We start from the raw sequence: 17,514 nt of genomic DNA, 5'->3' as shown, positions 1-17,514 counted from the left end.
GCAAGGATGCCATGGCTGCCCTGTTTTGTGGCAGCGCACCATGGCGTAGGATGCGGCTATCATCCCGTGCGGCCGATTCGTTAGGTGGCACGTTATTTGAAAGACGCGCGGCAGCGCTGGTTCGGGAGGGAGCGCCCATGAAGAAGATCGAAGCGATCATCAAACCCTTCAAGCTCGACGAGGTGAAGGAAGCGCTGCACGACGTCGGCGTATCCGGCATCACGGTTACCGAGGCGAAGGGGTTCGGCCGCCAGAAGGGCCATACCGAGCTCTATCGCGGCGCCGAATATGTGGTCGATTTCCTCCCCAAGGTGAAGCTGGAGGTCGTCGTCGACGATGCGCTGGCGGACCGGGTGGTGGAGGCGATCGCGCAGGCCGCCCAGACCGGGCGGATCGGCGACGGCAAGATCTTCGTCATTCCGGTCGAAAGCGCGCTGCGCATCCGCACGGGCGAGAGGGGCAGCGACGCGATCTGAATCCACGCCGGCCGACCGGGAAACCCGGCGGCCCAGTTCAACCAAGGGAAATCCCGGCAGCCGCCGGGGTGACGAGCACGGGGACGATACATGGCCAACACGGCATCCGACATTCTGAAGCAGATCAAGGAGCAGGAGATCGAGTGGGTCGACCTGCGCTTCACAGATCCCAAGGGAAAGTGGCAGCACCTGACGATGTGCTCGGTCGTGATCGGCGAGGACGAGCTGACCGATGGCCTGATGTTCGATGGCTCCTCGATCGAGGGCTGGAAGGCGATTAACGAGAGCGACATGATCCTGAAGCCGGATCTGGATGCGGTCTACACCGATCCCTTCTCGGCCACGCCGATGCTGGTGATCTTCTGCGACATCGTCGAGCCAAGCAGCGGTGAGCTCTATTCGCGTGACCCGCGGTCCACCGCCAAGCGCGCGGAATCCTACGTGAAGTCACTCGGCATCGGCGACACCGTCTATGTCGGCCCCGAAGCCGAATTCTTCATGTTCGACGATGTCCGCTTCGAGAACAGCTACAACGCCAGCGGTTATCGGCTGGACGATATCGAGCTGCCGACCAACACCAACACCAAATATGAAACCGGCAATCTAGGCCACCGCCCGCGCGCCAAGGGCGGCTATTTCCCGGTCGCGCCTGTGGACAGCGCGGTCGACATCCGCGGCGAGATGGTCTCGACCATGCTCGAGATGGGCCTGCCGATGGACAAGCATCATCACGAGGTGGCCGCCGCCCAGCACGAGCTGGGGCTGACATTCGGCACGCTGGTGACCACAGCGGACCGGATGCAGATCTATAAGTATGTCGTCCACCAGGTCGCCCAGGCCTATGGCAAGACCGCGACCTTCATGCCCAAGCCGATCAAGGAAGATAACGGCTCGGGCATGCACACCCACATTTCGATCTGGAACGGCAAGGAGCCGCTGTTTGCGGGCAACGGCTATGCCGGACTGTCCGAACTCGCGCTCTACTTCATCGGCGGCATCATCAAGCATGCCAAGGCCTGCAACGCCTTCACCAACCCGAGCACCAACAGCTACAAGCGGCTGGTACCGGGTTACGAGGCGCCGGTGCTGCTGGCCTATTCGGCGCGCAACCGCTCCGCTTCGTGCCGCATCCCTTATGGCGCGGGTGCGAAGGCCAAGCGGGTCGAGATTCGCTTCCCGGATGCCACCGCCAACCCCTATCTCTGCTATGCGGCGCTGCTGATGGCAGGCCTGGACGGGATCGAGAATAAGATTCACCCGGGCGAGGCGATGGACAAGAATCTGTACGATCTGCCGCCCGCCGAATTGGCCGAAGTGCCGACCGTCTGTGCCTCGCTGCGCGAAGCGCTGTCGGAACTGGACAAGAACCGCGCCTTCCTGACCAAGGGCGACGTGTTCACCAACGACCAGATCGACGCCTATATCGAGATCAAGATGGCCGAGGTCGCCCGCTGGGAAATGACGCCGAGCCCGGTCGAATTCGACATGTATTACAGCGCCTGATCCTTCAGTCCGCTAGAGCGAAAACCCCGCCAAGCGATTGGCGGGGTTTTTGTTTGCGCGTCGTCATTGATCGCAGCCGGACACGAGAAGGGCGCGCAAGCCTTTCGGCCTGCGCGCCCCTCAGATGGCCCGAGACGGGCGATCAGGCGGCAGCGAACGGCCGGCTGCGGCGCCGCAACGTGCCCCCGACGACACCGAAGCCGCCGATCATCAGCGCCCATGCCGCCGGCTCGGGCACCGCGTTGATGTCGAACGCGATCGTGCCGCTGTTATCGCCGGCGTTTGAATCCCAATAATACAGGTTCAGCGTGCCGCTGGCCCAGGCGTTGCCCGAGAAATTGGCACCCAGTTCCTGGTAGATCCCGTTGATCTCGCCGACGAGCGCGCCGTAGTTCGCGGTCAGCCCGTTCTGCGTCCACTGGCCGAAGATATTGTCCTCGATCAGCGTGCCAACGGCTTCGCCCGAGTCATCGGCTGCGGTCGCGAACCGGGTCTCGAAGATGCCGCGTCCATCCGAATAGCGCGGCAGATCGCCCGCGCGCCACAGATCGTTCAGGCTCGAGCTGACCGTAAACGCCTGCCCGGCAACAAGCGTGATCGAGGCGAGGCCGGTGCCACCGGACGAGCTGTTGGCTTGCGCATCGACGGTATAGACGACCGCCGAAGCCGGGCTCGCGGCGGCGAGGCTGCCGAGTGCGGCCAGTGCCGCCATCGCAAAAGCTTTCATCCCCATTCTCCACTACATTCGACTCGCCCTCTGGTGGGCGCCCCGACACTCATTCCATAACCGGAATGTTGCGCTGCCGAAAGGGATCGGAATGAGTCGCTCGTCCCGTTTGCGGACAGCCGTTGGCTGAGGACGATGGATGGAGAGGGCGGCTGCGATCAGTCGAGATTGCTCTCATGCTCCTCGAGCAGGAAAAACCGATTATACGCACGGTCGAACAGCGTTTCCTCGTCCGCCACGATCTCGGCCATCACCACCGGGTCCGAGATGGCCTGCAGGAAGCCCTGATAGGCCGCCTCGTCCGCGAACCACATCTCCATTGCGACGTCGTGGGCCGGTTCCTCGACTTCGCCCGTTACCGGGTTCGGCACGGGATTGAGATAGCGGCGCACATAGCGCTGGGCGTGACCTCGCAACACCTTCTCACCGATCAACCGGTGGCCGGTTTCGTAGCGACGGATGAATTCAGCGCGATCGATATCCGGCCGCCGCTTGAGCAGGGTCAGCGTTTTCAGCATCGCATCAGATCCGCGGAGCCGGGCCCTGCTTGCCCCCCATGTACCACTGCAGCGTCTCGTGGAAGAACTGGTTGCCACGCTCGTTCTTGCCCAGGATAATGCTGTCATGGGCCTTGGCCTTGAGCCCCTTCTGCAGCTCCAGCCCGATCAGATAATCCTCCTCGTAGGTCACGTTGCGGAGGAAATCGATCATGCCCTCCAGATTGGCCTTGTCCTCTTCGTCGCGCGGCGGATCGCGCCGGGCATAGAGCAGCACGGTGCGGTTCTCCTCGGGCGTCGGCCCGGGGAAGAGCTGCGCGATCTGCGCGATCTCGGGCGCCAGGAAGGCCGAGATGTTGGGGAAGAGGATGCGGACGAAATCGAACCCGTTATTCTCCTGCGTGCCCCATTCCTCACGCGGCACGTCGCGCAGCTTGGCGATCGACACCTGCGGGAAACCGATCCGGATGTGCGGGCCGAAGCTTTCATAATGGGTGACGTTGGACGGCGTGCGCGGGTGGATCGTCGTCGGATGAAGCGACGCGAAATGATAGCCCTCGAGATAGCCGTCGAACGCGATCTTCCAGTTGGCGCCGAAGATCTCGCGGCTGCCCAGGAAGGTCCAGTTCTTCAGGTCCGCCTGATCGAAATCATCCAGCATACCCTGGAAGAAACCGTCCATGTCGATCTCTGCACCGGGCTTCAGCACCGCAAAGATCATTCCGCCCTGTTCGGCGCAGGGCAGCGGGGTCAGGCCGCGCGTCGCCTTATCGATATCGCCGAACTTCTGCCGGTCCGAAATCGCGAGCAGCTTGCCGTCCAGCCCGAACGTCCAGCTATGATATTTGCAGGTGAAGCGCGCGCAGTTGCCATGTCCGTCGTTCGCCACCGGCGCGCCGCGATGCGAGCAGACGTTCAGGAACACCCGTGCCGTGCCCTGCTTGTCGCGGGTGATCAGGATCGGCAGGCCCAGCGCGTCCATCGCCTTGTAGTCGCCGGGGTTCGGCAGTTCGCACGACAGCGCCAGCATCAGCGGCACCTGCTTGAACACAAGATCCATCTCGCGCTGCCACAAGTCCTGATCGAAATAGGCGTCGGTGGGCACGGTGGTGATCTTGTCGGACTGGAACGTGCCGTCATTCTCGACATAATCGAGCAGGATCTCGGCGATATCGCCGATGTCTTGGCGGTCCATGCTGGTCCTCTCGCATACTGGGTCTGCTAGATGCCATAGCACCAGAGCGCCCCCCTGACTGCAAGCTGTCGCGAATGACAGGTGGACCGCCCGGCGCCGCGCCTTATGCACCGGGGCATGGAGAGCATGGTCGACGTTGCGCAATCGGCGCCCTGGGCCTGGCTGACGCCGCCCGCCAGACACCATCTGCCCTATGCCGAGAGCGGCGCCTGGACCGGCCGAACCATCGGTGTGCTGGCGCGCGACTGGGCCGAGCGAGAACCTGATGCGGCGCCGTTCCTGGGCGATCCATCTGGTGCCACCTATGCCAGCCTGGCCGCCGACGCGGAGGCGCTGGCCGCGGCGCTGATCGATCTCGGCGTGCGGCCCGGCGATGTCGTGGCATTCCAGCTGCCGAACTGGATCGAGGCAGCCACGATCAACCTGGCGGCAGCGCTGGGCGGCTTCGTGATCAACCCGATCGTCAGCATCTATCGCGATGCCGAGGTGCGACAGATGCTAGCCGACTGCGGCGCACGGGTGTTCTTTCATGCCGATAGTTTCCGCGGCTATGATTTCGCGGCGATGGTGGACCGGATCCGGCCCGACCTGCCGGCGCTGGCCCACGCCGTGCCAGTGCGATCGGGCACGGGCTTCGCTGATCTAGTGGCGGCCGGGCGCGGCCGGGGTGACCGCCTGCCGGATGTCGACCCACGCAGCGTCAAGATGATCCTCTACACCTCGGGCACTACCGGTCGGCCAAAGGGTGTTCTGCATAGCCACGACACGCTGGCGCGCGCGGTGTTGCGCTGTGCAGGGCATTGGGGGATCGGTGCAGGTGACGCGATCCTGATGCCGTCCCCCGTCACGCACGTCTCGGGCTACTCGAACGGGCTCGAGCTGCCGTTTCTCGTCGGCACACGCACCGTGCTGATGGAAAGCTGGAATGCCCCGCAGGCGCTGGAGCTGATCGAGCGCTATCAGGTCCGCGGCACCGTGGCGGCGACTCCATTTCTGACCGAGCTCGCCAATCACGCCCGCGCGGCAGGCACGACGCTGCCTTCGATGCGCTTCTTTGCCTGTGGCGGTGCAGCAGTGCCGCCCGACGTGGTGCGCCAGGCCAACGCGCTGTTCGGCAAGGCCGTCGCGTTCCGTGTGTTCGGATCGTCCGAAGTGCCGCTGGTCACGCTCGGCTTTCCGCACGATGCGGAACTCGCTGCCACCACCGACGGCGAGATCATCGACTATGACGTCCGCATTCTGGATGACGGCGGCAACCCGTTGCCGCAGGGCAGCGAGGGCGAGATCGTCGCACGCGGCCCCGCGATGTTCATGGGCTATGCCGATGAAGCCCAGACCCGCGAGGCGATCGACGACGAGGGTTATTTCCGCACCGGAGACATCGGCCTGATCACGCCCGAAAACGGGTTGCGGATCACCGGCCGCAAGAAGGACCTGATCATCCGTGGCGGCGAGAATATCTCCGCCAAGGAGATCGAGGATGTCTTGCATCGCCATCCCGCGATTGCCGAGGCTGCGGTCGTCGCGATGCCGCACGCCCGGCTTGGCGAGGGGGTCTGTGCTTTCCTTGTCATGCGCGGCGACAATCTGCCGGCATTCGATGAAGTCGCACACTTCGTCTCGGCCAATGGCCTGGCGCCGCAGAAGCGGCCTGAGCGGATCGAGATCGTCGACGACCTTCCGCGCACCGCATCAGGCAAGGTTCGCAAGGATTTGCTGCGCAGCATGATCACGCAGCAACTGAAGTCGGAAGGCGTAAGTTAGCGCGACTGGCTTGCTGGACTACCACGCCCAGCATCGGACGGGTGCGCCGGATCGCGCGTGACGGCCAAGGCTACGCCGAACCCGCACAGTTCTGATCGAGACGCGGGCGGCATCATCCCGGCGGGCGGAACGCGCTCGGCGGCAGCCTGCCCGAACAGATGTCCACTCCGCGCACGAGGTAGGGCAGCAGGGTGCCGCGATCGTGGGCGGCCAGATCGCCGGCGGCTTCCAACGCGGCGAACCGTGCATGCGCAGCGCGCCATTCGGCGCAGCCATCAGCTGGCACACCCGAGGTCCACAGGATCGTACCGAGCACCATGCGGGAAAAGGCCACGTCCCGCGCCGCGTTGGCGGTACCGGGCCGCGCGCGCAGGTCCGCCTCGCGTGCCGCGATCACACGGCGCTGCAGGGCCTGTGCGTCCCCATTGCGGCCGTTCTGCAGAAATATCTGCGCTGCAAGTTCGAGGTTGACGAGGTGTCGGCGACGGAGCGCCTGATCAGCCGGCTCGAGCGCGACCAGCACCTCGCCCTGCGCGACCAGCCGGTCGACGATCGCGGGCACTTCGCGCGTACGGCCGAGCGCCTCCAGCGTGGTCGCGACATTATAGCCCGCCACGGTGCGCCTGCCGATGATGGACGCGTCCGGCGGCCGCCCCCGCTGCCAGCCGGACAGCAGCGCGTCGGCAGCGCGGTAATCGGCAAGCGCCTCCTCCCGCCGTCCGAGATAATAGACGGCATCGCCGTGCGCATTGAGCGCATCGGCCCGCACTCGCACGACGTCCGCGCTCGGTGGTCGATCGGCGAAGCTTGCAAGCGTGCGCCGTGCGGCCTGTTCCAGCCCGGAATAGTCGGCGGACCAGCCGATGCGATCGAGTTCGGCACTGTGCCACTGCGCCTCGATCGCATCGTCGCGGGCGCCCGCACGGTCCAGCGCAGCCCGCGCCCGGATCAGCAAGGGCGCTGCCTGATCGGGCTTGAAGTCGAGCCAGGTGGCGATCTGCGCCGCCCAGATCCGGTTGACGGCGATTTCGCGCGCTACTGCCGGACGCGCCGGATCGAGCGTCGCCAGCAGCGCCTCCGACCGCGCGATGGCGGCACGCGCACGGTCCGGCTGGCCCAGGTTCGGCGAACGCGGCACGCCCTGCACTTCCGCCAAACGATCGAAGCCGCGTGCGACTTCCAGCCGGAGATCCGGCGCGGCTCCCGGCAACGCGACGAGCTGCTCGAGATATGTCTGCGCTTGCTCCGCCAGCTTTGCGCGGGCCGATACCGTGCCGGGGACTTGGACGAGCTGATCGTAAAGGTCGAACAGCTGGAAACGCGCGAGCGCGCGAACTTCCTCGAACCGCAGATCGGCGGCGGCGCGCGCACGTGCGGCCGAACGATACTGCGTGGTTGATACGATGGCCGCGATCGCAAGCGCCAGGAACACCGCGATCCCGATCGCCAACGGCAGCCGGTTGCGCGCGATGAAGCGGCCGGCCCGGTAGCGCCGCCCACCCCCGCGTGCCAGCACCGGCCGGCGACCGAGGTGTCGATCGAGATCGGCGATCAGCGAGCCGACATCGGGATAGCGGTTGGCCGGCTGCGCAGCGATCGCGCGTATGACGATGGCGTCGATATCCCCGGACAGCGCCGACGCGGGCACCGCCGGGTCCGCGGCCACTGCAGAGGGCAACATTTCCACAGCGCCGGGATCGAGTGGCGATCCATCGCCTTCCACAGGTTCGGCAATACCAATGCGGCCGGGTAATCGTCCGGTCAGAAGCTCGTGCAGCAATATGCCAAGCCCGTAGACATCGCCGGATACGGTCGGCGGCTCGCCTGCGATCCGCTCGGGCGCGGCATAGACGCGGGTCAGCGGGTGCCCGCCGGCGATCGCTGGCTCCGCGTCCACCAGCCGCGCAATCCCGAAATCGAGCAGCTTCACCTGACCGTCGCCGCTGCGCACGAGGATGTTGGACGGCTTGATGTCCGCATGCACGATCAACTGGCGATGCGCCGCCTGCACCGCTGCGCAGGCTTCACGGAACAATGCTAGCCGATCGGCCAACGACAGCCGATCAGCGCGCGCATGGGTCGTGATGGCAGCGCCGTCGACATGTTCCATCGCCAGCCATGGCCGCCCATCGCTGGTGCCGCCATCCAGGATGCGCGCGATCGCGGGGTGATCGAGCCTGGCAAGAATGCGGCGCTCCTGCGCGAACCGCTGCGCGGCCTGCGCATCGTGCAGACCGGCGCGGATCAGCTTGATCGCGACAGTCTGTTGATAGACGCCGTCGTCGCGTTCGGCCCGCAGCACGGTGCCCATGCCGCCGCGGCCGATCACGCCGTCGATCCGGAACGGCCCGACCCGATCGGGAATGATCTCGGATGCACCGACGATGCCCGCCTCGGTCGGCATCAGCTGCGCGGCATCGTCCTCGAGCGCGAGCATCGCCTGCACCTTCGCGCGCAGGTCATGATCGGCGCAGCTTGCCTCCAGCCACGCGGCGCGATCGTTCGCCGGCAGCTCCAGCGCTGCATCGAGGATCGCCAAGGCTTTGCGGTCGCGCTGCATCCATCCCCCCACGGGATGGCGCCAGCCTAACGCAAGCGCGTAAAGAGTCGATCAATAGCCGTTCAGGCGCGCCACCCGGTCGGCATGAAAGCCGGGATCGCCGAACAGTTCGTCCAGCACGCGCTGGCGCTTCATGAACAGGCCGATATCGTGCGCGTCGGTCATGCCGATGCCGCCGTGCATCTGAACACCCTCCTGCACGGCAAGCGCCGATGCGCGGCCTGCCTTTGCCTTGGCCACCGCCACCATCAGCGGGGCGCGCTCGTCCCCGGCGTCGAGCAGCTGCTGCGCCTTCAGCACAGCCGCGCGGGCAATCTCCAGCTCGGAATAAAGATGTGCGGCGCGGTGCTGCAGCACCTGGAACTCACCGATCAGCCGTCCGAACTGGCTGCGCTGGCCGAGATACTCGACCGTGCGGTCCAGCGCGGCGGCTGCCGCCCCGATCATCTCGGCGGCTGCGCCGGCGCGGCCGGCGTCCAGCATGCGCGAGAGCAACTCCCAGCCCCCGTCGATCTCGCCGATCACCGCATCGGCGTCCACCGCCACGCCGTCCAGCGCCAGCCGCCCGGCGATCGTGGAGTCGGCCAAGCGCACCGGATCGATCGAGAGCCCCCCTGCCGCCGGATCGACAGCGAAAAGCGTGATCCCCGCTTCATCTCCCGCTGCACCGCCGGTCCGCGCCGCCACGATCAGGAGGTCGGCCGATTTGGCATGGATCACGAACTGCTTGCCGCCTTCCAGGCGAAAGCCGTTGCCGGCGCGAACGGCGGTGGCGGAGATTGCGGTGGGCCGATGCTTGGGCCCCTCGTCGATCGCCAGCGCGACGACTGCATCGCCGGCCGCGATCCTTGGCAGCCATCGCGACTGCAGCCCTTCGTCCGCCGATGCCAGCGCCGTGGTTCCGGCCACCGCGCTCGTCAGGAACGGCGAAGGAGTGAGGTTGCGTCCGATCTCTTCAAGCACGATGCCGGCCTCGACATGGCCGAGGCCGCTGCCGCCATGCGCTGCGGGCACCAGCACGCCGGCCAGCCCTTGTTCCCCGAACCGCCGCCACAAATCGCGCGAATAGCCCGCAGGGTCGTCTGCATCACGCAGCGCGCGCAGGTGCGAGACCGGCGCGGCATCCGAGAGGAAGGGCGCGGCCATGTCCTTCAGCATCGCCTGATCTTCGTCGTGGAACAGCGGCACGCTCGTCTCCCCTCAGGCGCCCGGCAGCGCCAGGATATGCTTTGCGATAATGCCCAGCTGGATCTCGCTGGTGCCGCCCTCGATCGAATTGGCCTTGGTGCGCAGCCACGCACGCGAAGTCCGTCCGTCCTGAGATCGCGCGCCTTTCCACTCCAGCGCGTCGGCACCGCCCGCTGCCATCATCAATTCGTGGCGGCGCTTGTTGAGCTCGGTCCCGGCATATTTCATCATCGACGGCTGCGCGGGATGCGCCCGGCCATGCTTCAGTTCGTCGAGAAAGCGTTCCGACATCGCGGCAAAGGCCAGCGCGTCGACATCAAACAACGCCACTTGCGCGCGCAGCACGGGGTCGTCCGCCAGCGCCAGGTCGGGCCCCAACGCGCCGCCTGCCAGCCCCATGCCCGAGATCATCTCGCGTTCGTGACCCAGCAGATATTTGGCGACGTTCCAGCCCTTGTTGATCTCGCCGACCAGCTGATCCTTCGGCACCTTCACATCGTCAAAGAACGTCTCGCAGAAGGGTGAATTACCCGAGATCAGCAGGATCGGCCGGGTGGTGACGCCGGGCGATGCCATGTCGAACAGCAGGAAGCTGATCCCGCCCTGCTTGGATTCGGTGGAGGTGCGGACGAGGCAGAAGATCCAGTCTGCCTTGTCGGCATAGCTGGTCCACACCTTCTGGCCGTTCACCAGCCAGTGATTGCCCTTGTCCTCGGCGCGCGTTTGCAGGCCCGCAAGGTCAGACCCGGCACCCGGCTCCGAATAGCCCTGGCACCAGCGGATCTCGCCGCGTGCGATTTCGGGGAGGAAGCGCTGCTTCTGCGCCTCGCTGCCATATTTCAGCAGAGCCGGACCCAGCATCGAGATGCCGAAGGAATAGAGGGGATTGCGCGCGCCGATGCGCTGCATCTCCTGCCGCACGATCTTGGTCTGGGCAGGGTCCAGGCCGCCGCCGCCATAAGCCACTGGCCAGTCCGGTACCGTCCAGCCGCGCTCCGCCATCGCCTCGAGCCACTGCTTCTGCGCGTCACTCGAAAAGCGGGCGTTGCGGCCGCCCCAGCAGATGTCGGCATCGGACTGGACGGGCGTCCGCATCTCGGCAGGGCAATTCGCTTCAAGCCAGGCGCGCGCTTCTGCGCGGAATGCGTCTTCGTCCATCATGGCCATCCTCTTTCAACGCAAGGATGGCGCAGCTTTACGCGAACGTAAAGCCCCCTCCGATCAGGGTGGGGGCTCCAGCATCAGTCGCAATAGCGGACGCGGACCCGGCGGCCGAGATAGGGATCCCAAACGCGTCGGGTGTAGCAATCACGTCCCCAGCCGCCACCATAATAGCCACGGTCATAGTAACCGCCGCCATAATAGCCGCGGTCATAATAACGGTCGCGGTTGGACGAGGCGATCGCGGCACCCAGGCCCAATCCCAGCAGGCCCGCGCCGATCGCCACGCCGGTGCGATCCCGCCCACGATAATAGCCACGGTTCCAGCCATAGCCGCGGCCATAATAGCCGCGATTCCAGCCGCCTCGGTTCCAGCCGCGGTTGAAACCGCCACCGCGGAATCCGTCTCCGCGCCAACGCTGCGCATCGGCCGGCGCGGTGGGAATGACGGTGGTGGCGATAGTCGCCGCGCCCAGCATCAGGGCGGTGGTGCTTCCGGTAATCAGTTTCCTCATGGTCCGTCTCCAATCGAACCCCCGTGTCGGAGGATTCAATCAAGACGGACCTGACTGGTTCCTGAAGGCGATAACGTCAGGCGATGACGGGACGGCGCGAGGCCCGACGCAGGCTGCCGCCGACAAGACCGAAGCCGCCGATCATCAGCGCCCAGGCCGCCGGCTCTGGCACCGCGGTGATCGCCGATCCCTCGAACTGCACTTCCGAAAGGCCCGACGCGAACGTCGTGTAGATCGTGCCTTCCGCATAGTTGCTGAGGATATCGATCTGGACGTAGCGGGCGACGTCGTTCAGCGCGAAGGTCTGCGCGGCCAGCGGCTCGCCGGTGCCGCGGGCCAGCGTGCCGTTGAACACTTCGGTGAAGGTCACGCCGTCGAGCGAGGTCAGCAGGCGGAACGCCTTCACGCCGCGATCCAGCGTGCTGATGACGCCAGGGATCTGCACGCCATCGGCATAGTTGAATTGCCAGATGTTGGCGGCATCGACCTGATAGGTATCGCCGAGATCGAAGGTTATCTGCGCGAGCTTGTCGGTTTCGCTCTGCTCGGTCTGCCACATGTTGCCGAAGAAATTGTCGTGCAGACCGCCCGACAGGCCGCTGCCGTTGATCAGGTTATTCGGCGTGTAGAAGCCGTTGTTGAACGTGCTCGTGGCGGTCACCGAAACCGGCGTCAGCGTGGCGGCACCGGCGGCGCCCGACAGGATTGCGCCGGCGGCGAGCGCAGCGGCGAGGATGATCGGCTTCATGGACAGTCTCCCTGCTTGGTTGGTGCAGGGGCTATCGCGGCAGCGCATGTCATGGACGGGACAGCGCGGTGAAGATCGCGTTAACGATCAAAGACATCCGGAAACAATTGCCCCGCCGGCAGAGCGGCGGGGCAGAATCGATCAGCCGTTCGCAGCCGCCTTGGCGCGGCTCTGGCGCTTGCGCTCGTGCGGATCGAGGAAGCGCTTGCGCAGCCGGATCGACTTCGGCGTCACCTCGACCATCTCGTCATCGTCGATATAGGCGATCGCCTGTTCCAGCGTCAGCCGCCGCGGCGGGGTCAGCCGGATCGCATCGTCCTTGCCGCCCGACGCACGGAAGTTGGTCAGCTGCTTGGACTTCATCGGATTGACTTCGAGATCGTCGGTCTTGGCATTCTCGCCGATGATCATGCCTTCGTAGAGCGCCTCGCCCGGCCCGACCATCAGCACGCCGCGCTCCTCGAGCGGGCCGAGCGCATAGGCCACCGCCTCGCCCGCGCCGTTGGAGATCAGCACGCCGTTCTTCCGGCCCTCGATATTGCCCTTGTAGGGACCATATTTCTCGAACAGCCGGTTCATGATCCCGGTGCCGCGCGTATCGGACAGAAATTCGCCATGATAGCCGATCAGCCCACGCGACGGCGCGGAGAAGGTGATCCGCGTCTTGCCGCCGCCCGAGGGCCGCATGTCGGTCATCTCCGCCTTCCGCGTTGCCATCTTCTCGACGACCGTGCCCGAATGCTCGTCGTCGACGTCGATCACGACCGTCTCATACGGCTCCTCGCGACCATTCTCGCCATCGCGGAACAGCACGCGCGGCCGGCTGATGCCGAGCTCGAACCCCTCGCGGCGCATCGTCTCGATCAGCACGCCCAGCTGCAATTCGCCACGGCCGGCCACTTCGAAACTGTCCTTGTCGGCCGCCTCGGTGATCTTGATCGCCACGTTCGACTCGGCTTCGCGCAGCAACCGGTCGCGGATCATGCGACTGGTCACCTTCGTGCCCTCGCGGCCCGCCATCGGCGAGTCGTTGACGGCGAAGCGCATCGACAGCGTCGGCGGATCGATCGGCTGGGCGTGCAGCGGCTCGGTCACGCTGGTGTCGGCGATCGTGTTCGAGACGGTCGCGACGGCCAGGCCAGCGATCGAGATGATGTCTCCGGCCTTGGCTTCCTCGACCGGAACCCGCTCCAGCCCGCGGAACGCCATCAGCTTGGAGGCGCGGCCGGTCTCGACCACCTTGCCGTCATTGTCGAGCGCGTGGATCGGCATGTTGACCTTGACGGTGCCGCTGGCGACGAGCCCGGTCAGGATGCGGCCCAGGAAATTGTCACGATCGAGCAGCGTGACGAGGAACTTGAACGGGCCGTCCGGATCGGCCGCCGGCTCGGGCACATGATCGACGATCTTCTTGAACAGCGGCGCCAGCGTGCCTTCGTGGAGATCGGGATTCTCGTTGGCATAGCCGTTGCGCCCCGATGCGTAGAGCACCGGGAAATCGAGCTGCTCGTCATTCGCTTCGAGCGTCACGAACAGATCGAACACTTCGTCCAGCACTTCCTGGATGCGAGCGTCGGACCGATCGATCTTGTTGACCACGACGATCGGCTTGAGCCCCAGCGCCAACGCCTTGCCAGTGACGAATTTGGTCTGCGGCATCGCGCCTTCGGCGGCATCCACGAGCAGGATCACGCCATCGACCATCGAGAGGATGCGTTCGACCTCACCGCCGAAATCGGCGTGGCCGGGCGTATCGACGATGTTGATGCGGGTGCCTTCCCATTCGACCGAGGTGCACTTGGCCAGAATGGTGATCCCGCGTTCCTTTTCGAGATCGTTCGAATCCATCGCCCGCTCCTCGACCCGCTGATTGTCGCGGAAGGTGCCGGACTGGCGGAACAGCTGGTCGACGAGCGTGGTCTTGCCGTGATCGACGTGCGCGATGATGGCCACGTTGCGGAGGCTCATGGAAATTCCTGGATGCGAGGGATCGGTTGAGGCGCGCGCATAGCCGAAATGGTGCGGCGCGGAAAGGCTCGAAAGTCGACACGGTGCGTTGGAGCCCGATCAACGAGGAGAGCGGCCATGCCCCGCGGAGACAAAAGCGCCTATACCGACAAGCAGAAGCGCAAGGCCGAGCATATCGAGGAACGCTATGAGAAGCGCGGCGTGCCGGAGAAGGAGGCCGAAGCGCGCGCCTGGGCAACGGTGAACAAGGACAGCGGCGGAGGCAATAAATCCGGATCCGGCCGCGGTAAGGCGAACGCCAATGCCGCTTCCAAGGCCGGCGGCTCCGCGCAGAAGAAGGGATCGCCGGAAGCCCGGTCTGCCGCCGCCCGCAAGGGATGGGACACCAGACGGAAGAACGCGGCCAAGAAATAAGCACCGTCTTACAAAATGTGATCGGGCATCCGAACACACGCACAGCGCCGCCCGCGACGTCAGAACCCGGTTTTCGCCGGAATGACGGACTTCAAAGCAGCACGGCCCTGATCAGGAACGCAACCGCGCCGATTGCGGCCACGCTCATTGCCCAGATCGCAACGAACCAGCCAAACCTGCGCCACGCCATCAATGATAGCCCTCGTGGCCGACCTTGCCGCGAAAGACCCAGTAGGACCAGGCTGTGTAGGCCAGGATCATCGGCACCAGCACCGCCGCGCCGACCAGCATGAAGATCTGGCTGTCAGCCGGCGCCGCGGCCTGCCAGATCGTCAGCCGGCCCGGGATCACGTCCGGCCAGAACGATACGGCCAGGCCTGCCATCGCCAGCGCGAAGACCGCCAACGTCCACGCGAACGGCGCGCCGTCATGCCCGCGGCGGACCGCCGCCCACAGCGCCGCGCTCGCGCCGATTAGCAGCAGAGGCATCGGGATCGTCACCAGCAGCCCGGGAAAGCGGAACCAGCGCTCATAATATTTGCCTTCGAGGAACGGCGTGAACGCGCTGACTGCCAGGATCGCGAGCAGGAGCGCGGGCACCAACGCCTTGGCATAGCGGCGGGCGTCGTCATGCAGCCGGCCCTCGCTCTTCCATATCAGCCAGGCCGCACCCAGCAGCGCATAACCGATCACCAGGCTCGCGCCCGTCAGCAGGCTGAACGGGGTCAGCCAATCCCACCAGCCGCCGGCATAGGCACGGCCCTCGACTGCGATGCCCTGCAGCAGCGCGCCCAGCGTCACGCCTTGCGCGAAGGTGGCGAAGAAGGATCCAGCGCAGAACGCCGCATCCCAGCGTCGCCGATGCGCGGGATCACGCCAGCGGAATTCGAACGCGACGCCGCGGAACACCAGTCCCAGCAGCATCGCGATCAGCGGCGCATAGAGCGCCGGCAGCACGACGGCATAGGCCAGCGGGAACGCTGCCATCAACCCACCCCCGCCCAGCACCAGCCAGGTCTCGTTGCCATCCCACACCGGCGCGATGGCGTTCATCGCCGAATCGCGTTCATCGCCTACGGTAAAGCCCGGGAACAGGATGCCGATTCCGAGATCGAACCCATCCATCACGACATACATCGCCACGGCAAAGGCGATGATGCCGGCCCAGATGACGGTCAGCGTCGGATCGGGGGTCATTCGCCTTTCTCCGTGCCGTGCTTCGCCACGCCATGCGCCGGCGTGATCCCGGCCGAACGGATCGGCGCCTGGACATCGCCGGACTCATGCGGATGCGGCGGCTTCGCCATCAGCTTCAGCAGATAGACGGTGCCCGCACCGAACACCGTGAAATAGACGATCACGAACGCCACCAGCGATCCGGCGATGCCCGGCAGCCCGATCTCGGACGAGGCATCGGCGGTGCGCAGCAGATTGTAGATCACCCATGGCTGGCGGCCGACTTCGGTCGTCACCCAGCCGGCGATCACCGCGACGAACCCGGCCGGACCCATGACCAAGGCGAAACGGTGCAGCAGCGACCAATCGTAAAGCTTGCCGCGAAACCGCGCCAGCAGGCTGAACAGCCCGAGCGCCAGCATCGCCAGGCCCAGCCCGACCATGATCCGGAACGACCAGAACACGATCCACACCGGCGGCCGATCCGTCTTGGCGACGGTATCCAAGCCGGCAAGCGGCGCATTGAGATCATGCTTCAGGATCAGCGAGGAGAGTTTAGGGATTTCGATCTTGTAGCGGACCGTCTCGGCGGCGTCGTCGGGCAGGCCGAACAGGATCAGCGGTGCCCCATCCGGGTGGCTTTGGAAATGGCCTTCCATCGCCATCACCTTGGCGGGCTGATGTTCGAGCGTGTTGATCCCGTGCATGTCGCCCACGAAGATCTGGATGGGCGCCACGATCGCCGCCATCCACATCGCCATCGAGAACATCTTGCGGACCTGCGGGGTCGCGTTCCCCTTGATCAGGTGCCACGCGCCGACACCGCCCACCACCAACGCGGTCGTCAAATAAGCGGCGATCACGGTGTGGACGAGGCGGTAGGGAAAGCTGGGATTGAAGATGATCGACAGCCAGCCACCCGCCGGCACGAACTGGCCATCGGCATTGATGCCGAAGCCGACCGGGGTCTGCATCCAGCTGTTCACGCTCAGGATCCAGAAGGCGGAAATGAAGGTGCCGATCGCCACCATCAGCGTCGCCGCGAAATGGAGCTTGCGGCCGACCTTCTCCATCCCGAACAGCATCACGCCGAGGAACCCCGCCTCCAAAAAGAAGGCGGTCAGCACCTCATAGGCCATCAGCGGGCCGATCACCGGCCCCGCCCGATCCGAGAAGACCGACCAGTTGGTGCCGAACTGGTAGGACATGACGATGCCGGAGACGACGCCCATCGCGAACGCCACAGCAAAGATCTTCAGCCAGTATCTGAACAGGTCGAGATATTTCTCCTTGCCCGTCCACAGCCAGGCACCTTCGAGCACGGCGAGATAGCTGGCAAGCCCGATCGAGAAGGCAGGGAAGATGAAGTGGAACGAGACGGTGAAAGCGAACTGGGCGCGGGCAAGGATCAGCGCGAGATCGGCATCTGTCATGGCGCTTCGCCTTTACGCTTTCGGAAAGCGGATTGCACGGCCCTCGCATTGCATAACGCGGCGGGCCCAATTGCAGTTCACGCAATCCCTTTGCCTCTTTCGCGTGCGCAGAGATCGGCGCTAGGGTGTCTTGACGGCTGTATCACTTGAATAACACGGCTCGCCCGGCCATGTTGGGCGCTGGAGGAT

Annotated in this window: 16 protein-coding genes; 4 read left to right on the top strand and 12 right to left on the bottom strand. The window is 65.3% G+C overall.

All coding sequences use genetic code 11. The annotated features are described in order from the left end of the window. The first annotated feature begins 137 nt into the window (after positions 1-137). The gene (locus tag ABC347_RS03235) at positions 138-476 is read left to right on the top strand and encodes a P-II family nitrogen regulator (protein WP_413244308.1); all 339 of its coding nucleotides are present in this window, start codon (positions 138-140) and stop codon (positions 474-476) included. 90 nt (positions 477-566) lie between these two features. Then, complete coding sequence (glnA, locus tag ABC347_RS03230; RefSeq protein WP_413244307.1) at positions 567-1,979, top strand: type I glutamate--ammonia ligase; 1,413 nt, start codon at positions 567-569, stop codon at positions 1,977-1,979. 142 nt (positions 1,980-2,121) lie between these two features. Here the strand turns inward: glnA and ABC347_RS03225 are convergent, their stop codons facing one another. The 3 genes from ABC347_RS03225 to ABC347_RS03215 form a co-directional block, all read right to left on the bottom strand. Then, the gene (locus tag ABC347_RS03225; RefSeq protein WP_413244306.1) at positions 2,122-2,706 is read right to left on the bottom strand and encodes a PEPxxWA-CTERM sorting domain-containing protein; all 585 of its coding nucleotides are present in this window, start codon (positions 2,704-2,706) and stop codon (positions 2,122-2,124) included. A gap of 158 nt (positions 2,707-2,864) precedes the next feature. Beyond that, positions 2,865-3,224, bottom strand: a complete 360-nt coding sequence (locus ABC347_RS03220) for an EthD domain-containing protein (protein ID WP_413244305.1) — start codon at positions 3,222-3,224, stop codon at positions 2,865-2,867. 4 nt (positions 3,225-3,228) lie between these two features. Beyond that, entirely contained in the window at positions 3,229-4,398 is a 1,170-nt protein-coding gene (locus tag ABC347_RS03215; RefSeq protein WP_413244304.1) for an aromatic ring-hydroxylating oxygenase subunit alpha, read from the bottom strand. 117 nt (positions 4,399-4,515) lie between these two features. Here ABC347_RS03215 and ABC347_RS03210 point away from each other — a divergent pair, with 117 nt between their 5' ends. Continuing rightward, positions 4,516-6,162 carry an AMP-binding protein gene (locus tag ABC347_RS03210; RefSeq protein ID WP_413244303.1) on the top strand — a complete coding sequence of 549 codons (1,647 nt, stop codon included), beginning with the start codon at positions 4,516-4,518 and terminating at the stop codon, positions 6,160-6,162. Positions 6,163-6,274: 112 nt separating this feature from the next. Here ABC347_RS03210 and ABC347_RS03205 read toward each other — a convergent pair whose 3' ends face one another. From ABC347_RS03205 to typA, 6 genes are all read right to left on the bottom strand, one after another. After that, positions 6,275-8,701, bottom strand: a complete 2,427-nt coding sequence (locus ABC347_RS03205) for a serine/threonine-protein kinase (RefSeq protein ID WP_413244302.1) — start codon at positions 8,699-8,701, stop codon at positions 6,275-6,277. A 72-nt stretch (positions 8,702-8,773) separates the two neighbouring features. Then, positions 8,774-9,910, bottom strand: a complete 1,137-nt coding sequence (locus tag ABC347_RS03200; protein ID WP_413244301.1) for an acyl-CoA dehydrogenase family protein — start codon at positions 9,908-9,910, stop codon at positions 8,774-8,776. 12 nt (positions 9,911-9,922) lie between these two features. After that, the gene (locus ABC347_RS03195) at positions 9,923-11,071 is read right to left on the bottom strand and encodes an acyl-CoA dehydrogenase family protein (protein ID WP_413244300.1); all 1,149 of its coding nucleotides are present in this window, start codon (positions 11,069-11,071) and stop codon (positions 9,923-9,925) included. An 80-nt stretch (positions 11,072-11,151) separates the two neighbouring features. Beyond that, entirely contained in the window at positions 11,152-11,586 is a 435-nt protein-coding gene (locus ABC347_RS03190) for a hypothetical protein (RefSeq protein WP_413244299.1), read from the bottom strand. A 76-nt stretch (positions 11,587-11,662) separates the two neighbouring features. After that, positions 11,663-12,334, bottom strand: coding sequence for a PEPxxWA-CTERM sorting domain-containing protein (locus ABC347_RS03185; protein WP_413244298.1), 672 nt, complete (start codon positions 12,332-12,334; stop codon positions 11,663-11,665). Positions 12,335-12,475: 141 nt separating this feature from the next. Beyond that, positions 12,476-14,302: a translational GTPase TypA gene (typA, locus tag ABC347_RS03180; protein ID WP_413244297.1), complete on the bottom strand. Its 1,827-nt coding sequence runs from the start codon at positions 14,300-14,302 to the stop codon at positions 12,476-12,478. A 117-nt stretch (positions 14,303-14,419) separates the two neighbouring features. Here typA and ABC347_RS03175 point away from each other — a divergent pair, with 117 nt between their 5' ends. After that, on the top strand, positions 14,420-14,716 hold the full coding sequence (locus ABC347_RS03175) for a plasmid stabilization protein (RefSeq protein WP_413244296.1): 297 nt from the start codon (positions 14,420-14,422) through the stop codon (positions 14,714-14,716). A 91-nt stretch (positions 14,717-14,807) separates the two neighbouring features. On the opposite strand, the gene ABC347_RS03170 is transcribed toward ABC347_RS03175, so the two are convergent. The 3 genes from ABC347_RS03170 to ABC347_RS03160 are packed head-to-tail and all read right to left on the bottom strand — an operon-like array spanning position 14,808 to position 17,325. Beyond that, positions 14,808-14,906 carry a DUF2474 family protein gene (locus ABC347_RS03170; protein WP_413244295.1) on the bottom strand — a complete coding sequence of 33 codons (99 nt, stop codon included), beginning with the start codon at positions 14,904-14,906 and terminating at the stop codon, positions 14,808-14,810. Then, entirely contained in the window at positions 14,906-15,913 is a 1,008-nt protein-coding gene (gene cydB / locus ABC347_RS03165) for a cytochrome d ubiquinol oxidase subunit II (protein WP_413244294.1), read from the bottom strand. The genes ABC347_RS03170 and cydB overlap by 1 nt, the downstream gene beginning before the upstream one ends. After that, entirely contained in the window at positions 15,910-17,325 is a 1,416-nt protein-coding gene (locus ABC347_RS03160; RefSeq protein ID WP_413244293.1) for a cytochrome ubiquinol oxidase subunit I, read from the bottom strand. The genes cydB and ABC347_RS03160 overlap by 4 nt, the downstream gene beginning before the upstream one ends. Positions 17,326-17,514 lie beyond the last annotated feature (189 nt).

The sequence above is a fragment of the Sphingomonas canaveralia genome, from assembly GCF_047238125.1.
GTDB lineage: Bacteria > Pseudomonadota > Alphaproteobacteria > Sphingomonadales > Sphingomonadaceae > JBDFMH01.
Note: the sequence above shows the minus strand (reverse complement) of the source record. Positions and strands in the feature narration are given on the sequence as shown.

Bases quoted from the DNA above. Each gene is read 5' to 3' on its own strand.
- cydB (WP_413244294.1), bottom strand. From the start codon at position 15,913: ATGACCCCCGATCCGACGCTGACCGTCATCTGGGCCGGCATCATCGCC.
- glnA (WP_413244307.1), top strand. From the start codon at position 567: ATGGCCAACACGGCATCCGACATTCTGAAGCAGATCAAGGAGCAGGAG.
- typA (WP_413244297.1), bottom strand. From the start codon at position 14,302: ATGAGCCTCCGCAACGTGGCCATCATCGCGCACGTCGATCACGGCAAG.
- ABC347_RS03170 (WP_413244295.1), bottom strand. From the start codon at position 14,906: ATGGCGTGGCGCAGGTTTGGCTGGTTCGTTGCGATCTGGGCAATGAGC.
- ABC347_RS03185 (WP_413244298.1), bottom strand. From the start codon at position 12,334: ATGAAGCCGATCATCCTCGCCGCTGCGCTCGCCGCCGGCGCAATCCTG.
- ABC347_RS03195 (WP_413244300.1), bottom strand. From the start codon at position 11,071: ATGATGGACGAAGACGCATTCCGCGCAGAAGCGCGCGCCTGGCTTGAA.
- ABC347_RS03160 (WP_413244293.1), bottom strand. From the start codon at position 17,325: ATGACAGATGCCGATCTCGCGCTGATCCTTGCCCGCGCCCAGTTCGCT.
- ABC347_RS03190 (WP_413244299.1), bottom strand. From the start codon at position 11,586: ATGAGGAAACTGATTACCGGAAGCACCACCGCCCTGATGCTGGGCGCG.
- ABC347_RS03220 (WP_413244305.1), bottom strand. From the start codon at position 3,224: ATGCTGAAAACGCTGACCCTGCTCAAGCGGCGGCCGGATATCGATCGC.
- ABC347_RS03225 (WP_413244306.1), bottom strand. From the start codon at position 2,706: ATGAAAGCTTTTGCGATGGCGGCACTGGCCGCACTCGGCAGCCTCGCC.
- ABC347_RS03210 (WP_413244303.1), top strand. From the start codon at position 4,516: ATGGAGAGCATGGTCGACGTTGCGCAATCGGCGCCCTGGGCCTGGCTG.
- ABC347_RS03215 (WP_413244304.1), bottom strand. From the start codon at position 4,398: ATGGACCGCCAAGACATCGGCGATATCGCCGAGATCCTGCTCGATTAT.
- ABC347_RS03175 (WP_413244296.1), top strand. From the start codon at position 14,420: ATGCCCCGCGGAGACAAAAGCGCCTATACCGACAAGCAGAAGCGCAAG.
- ABC347_RS03235 (WP_413244308.1), top strand. From the start codon at position 138: ATGAAGAAGATCGAAGCGATCATCAAACCCTTCAAGCTCGACGAGGTG.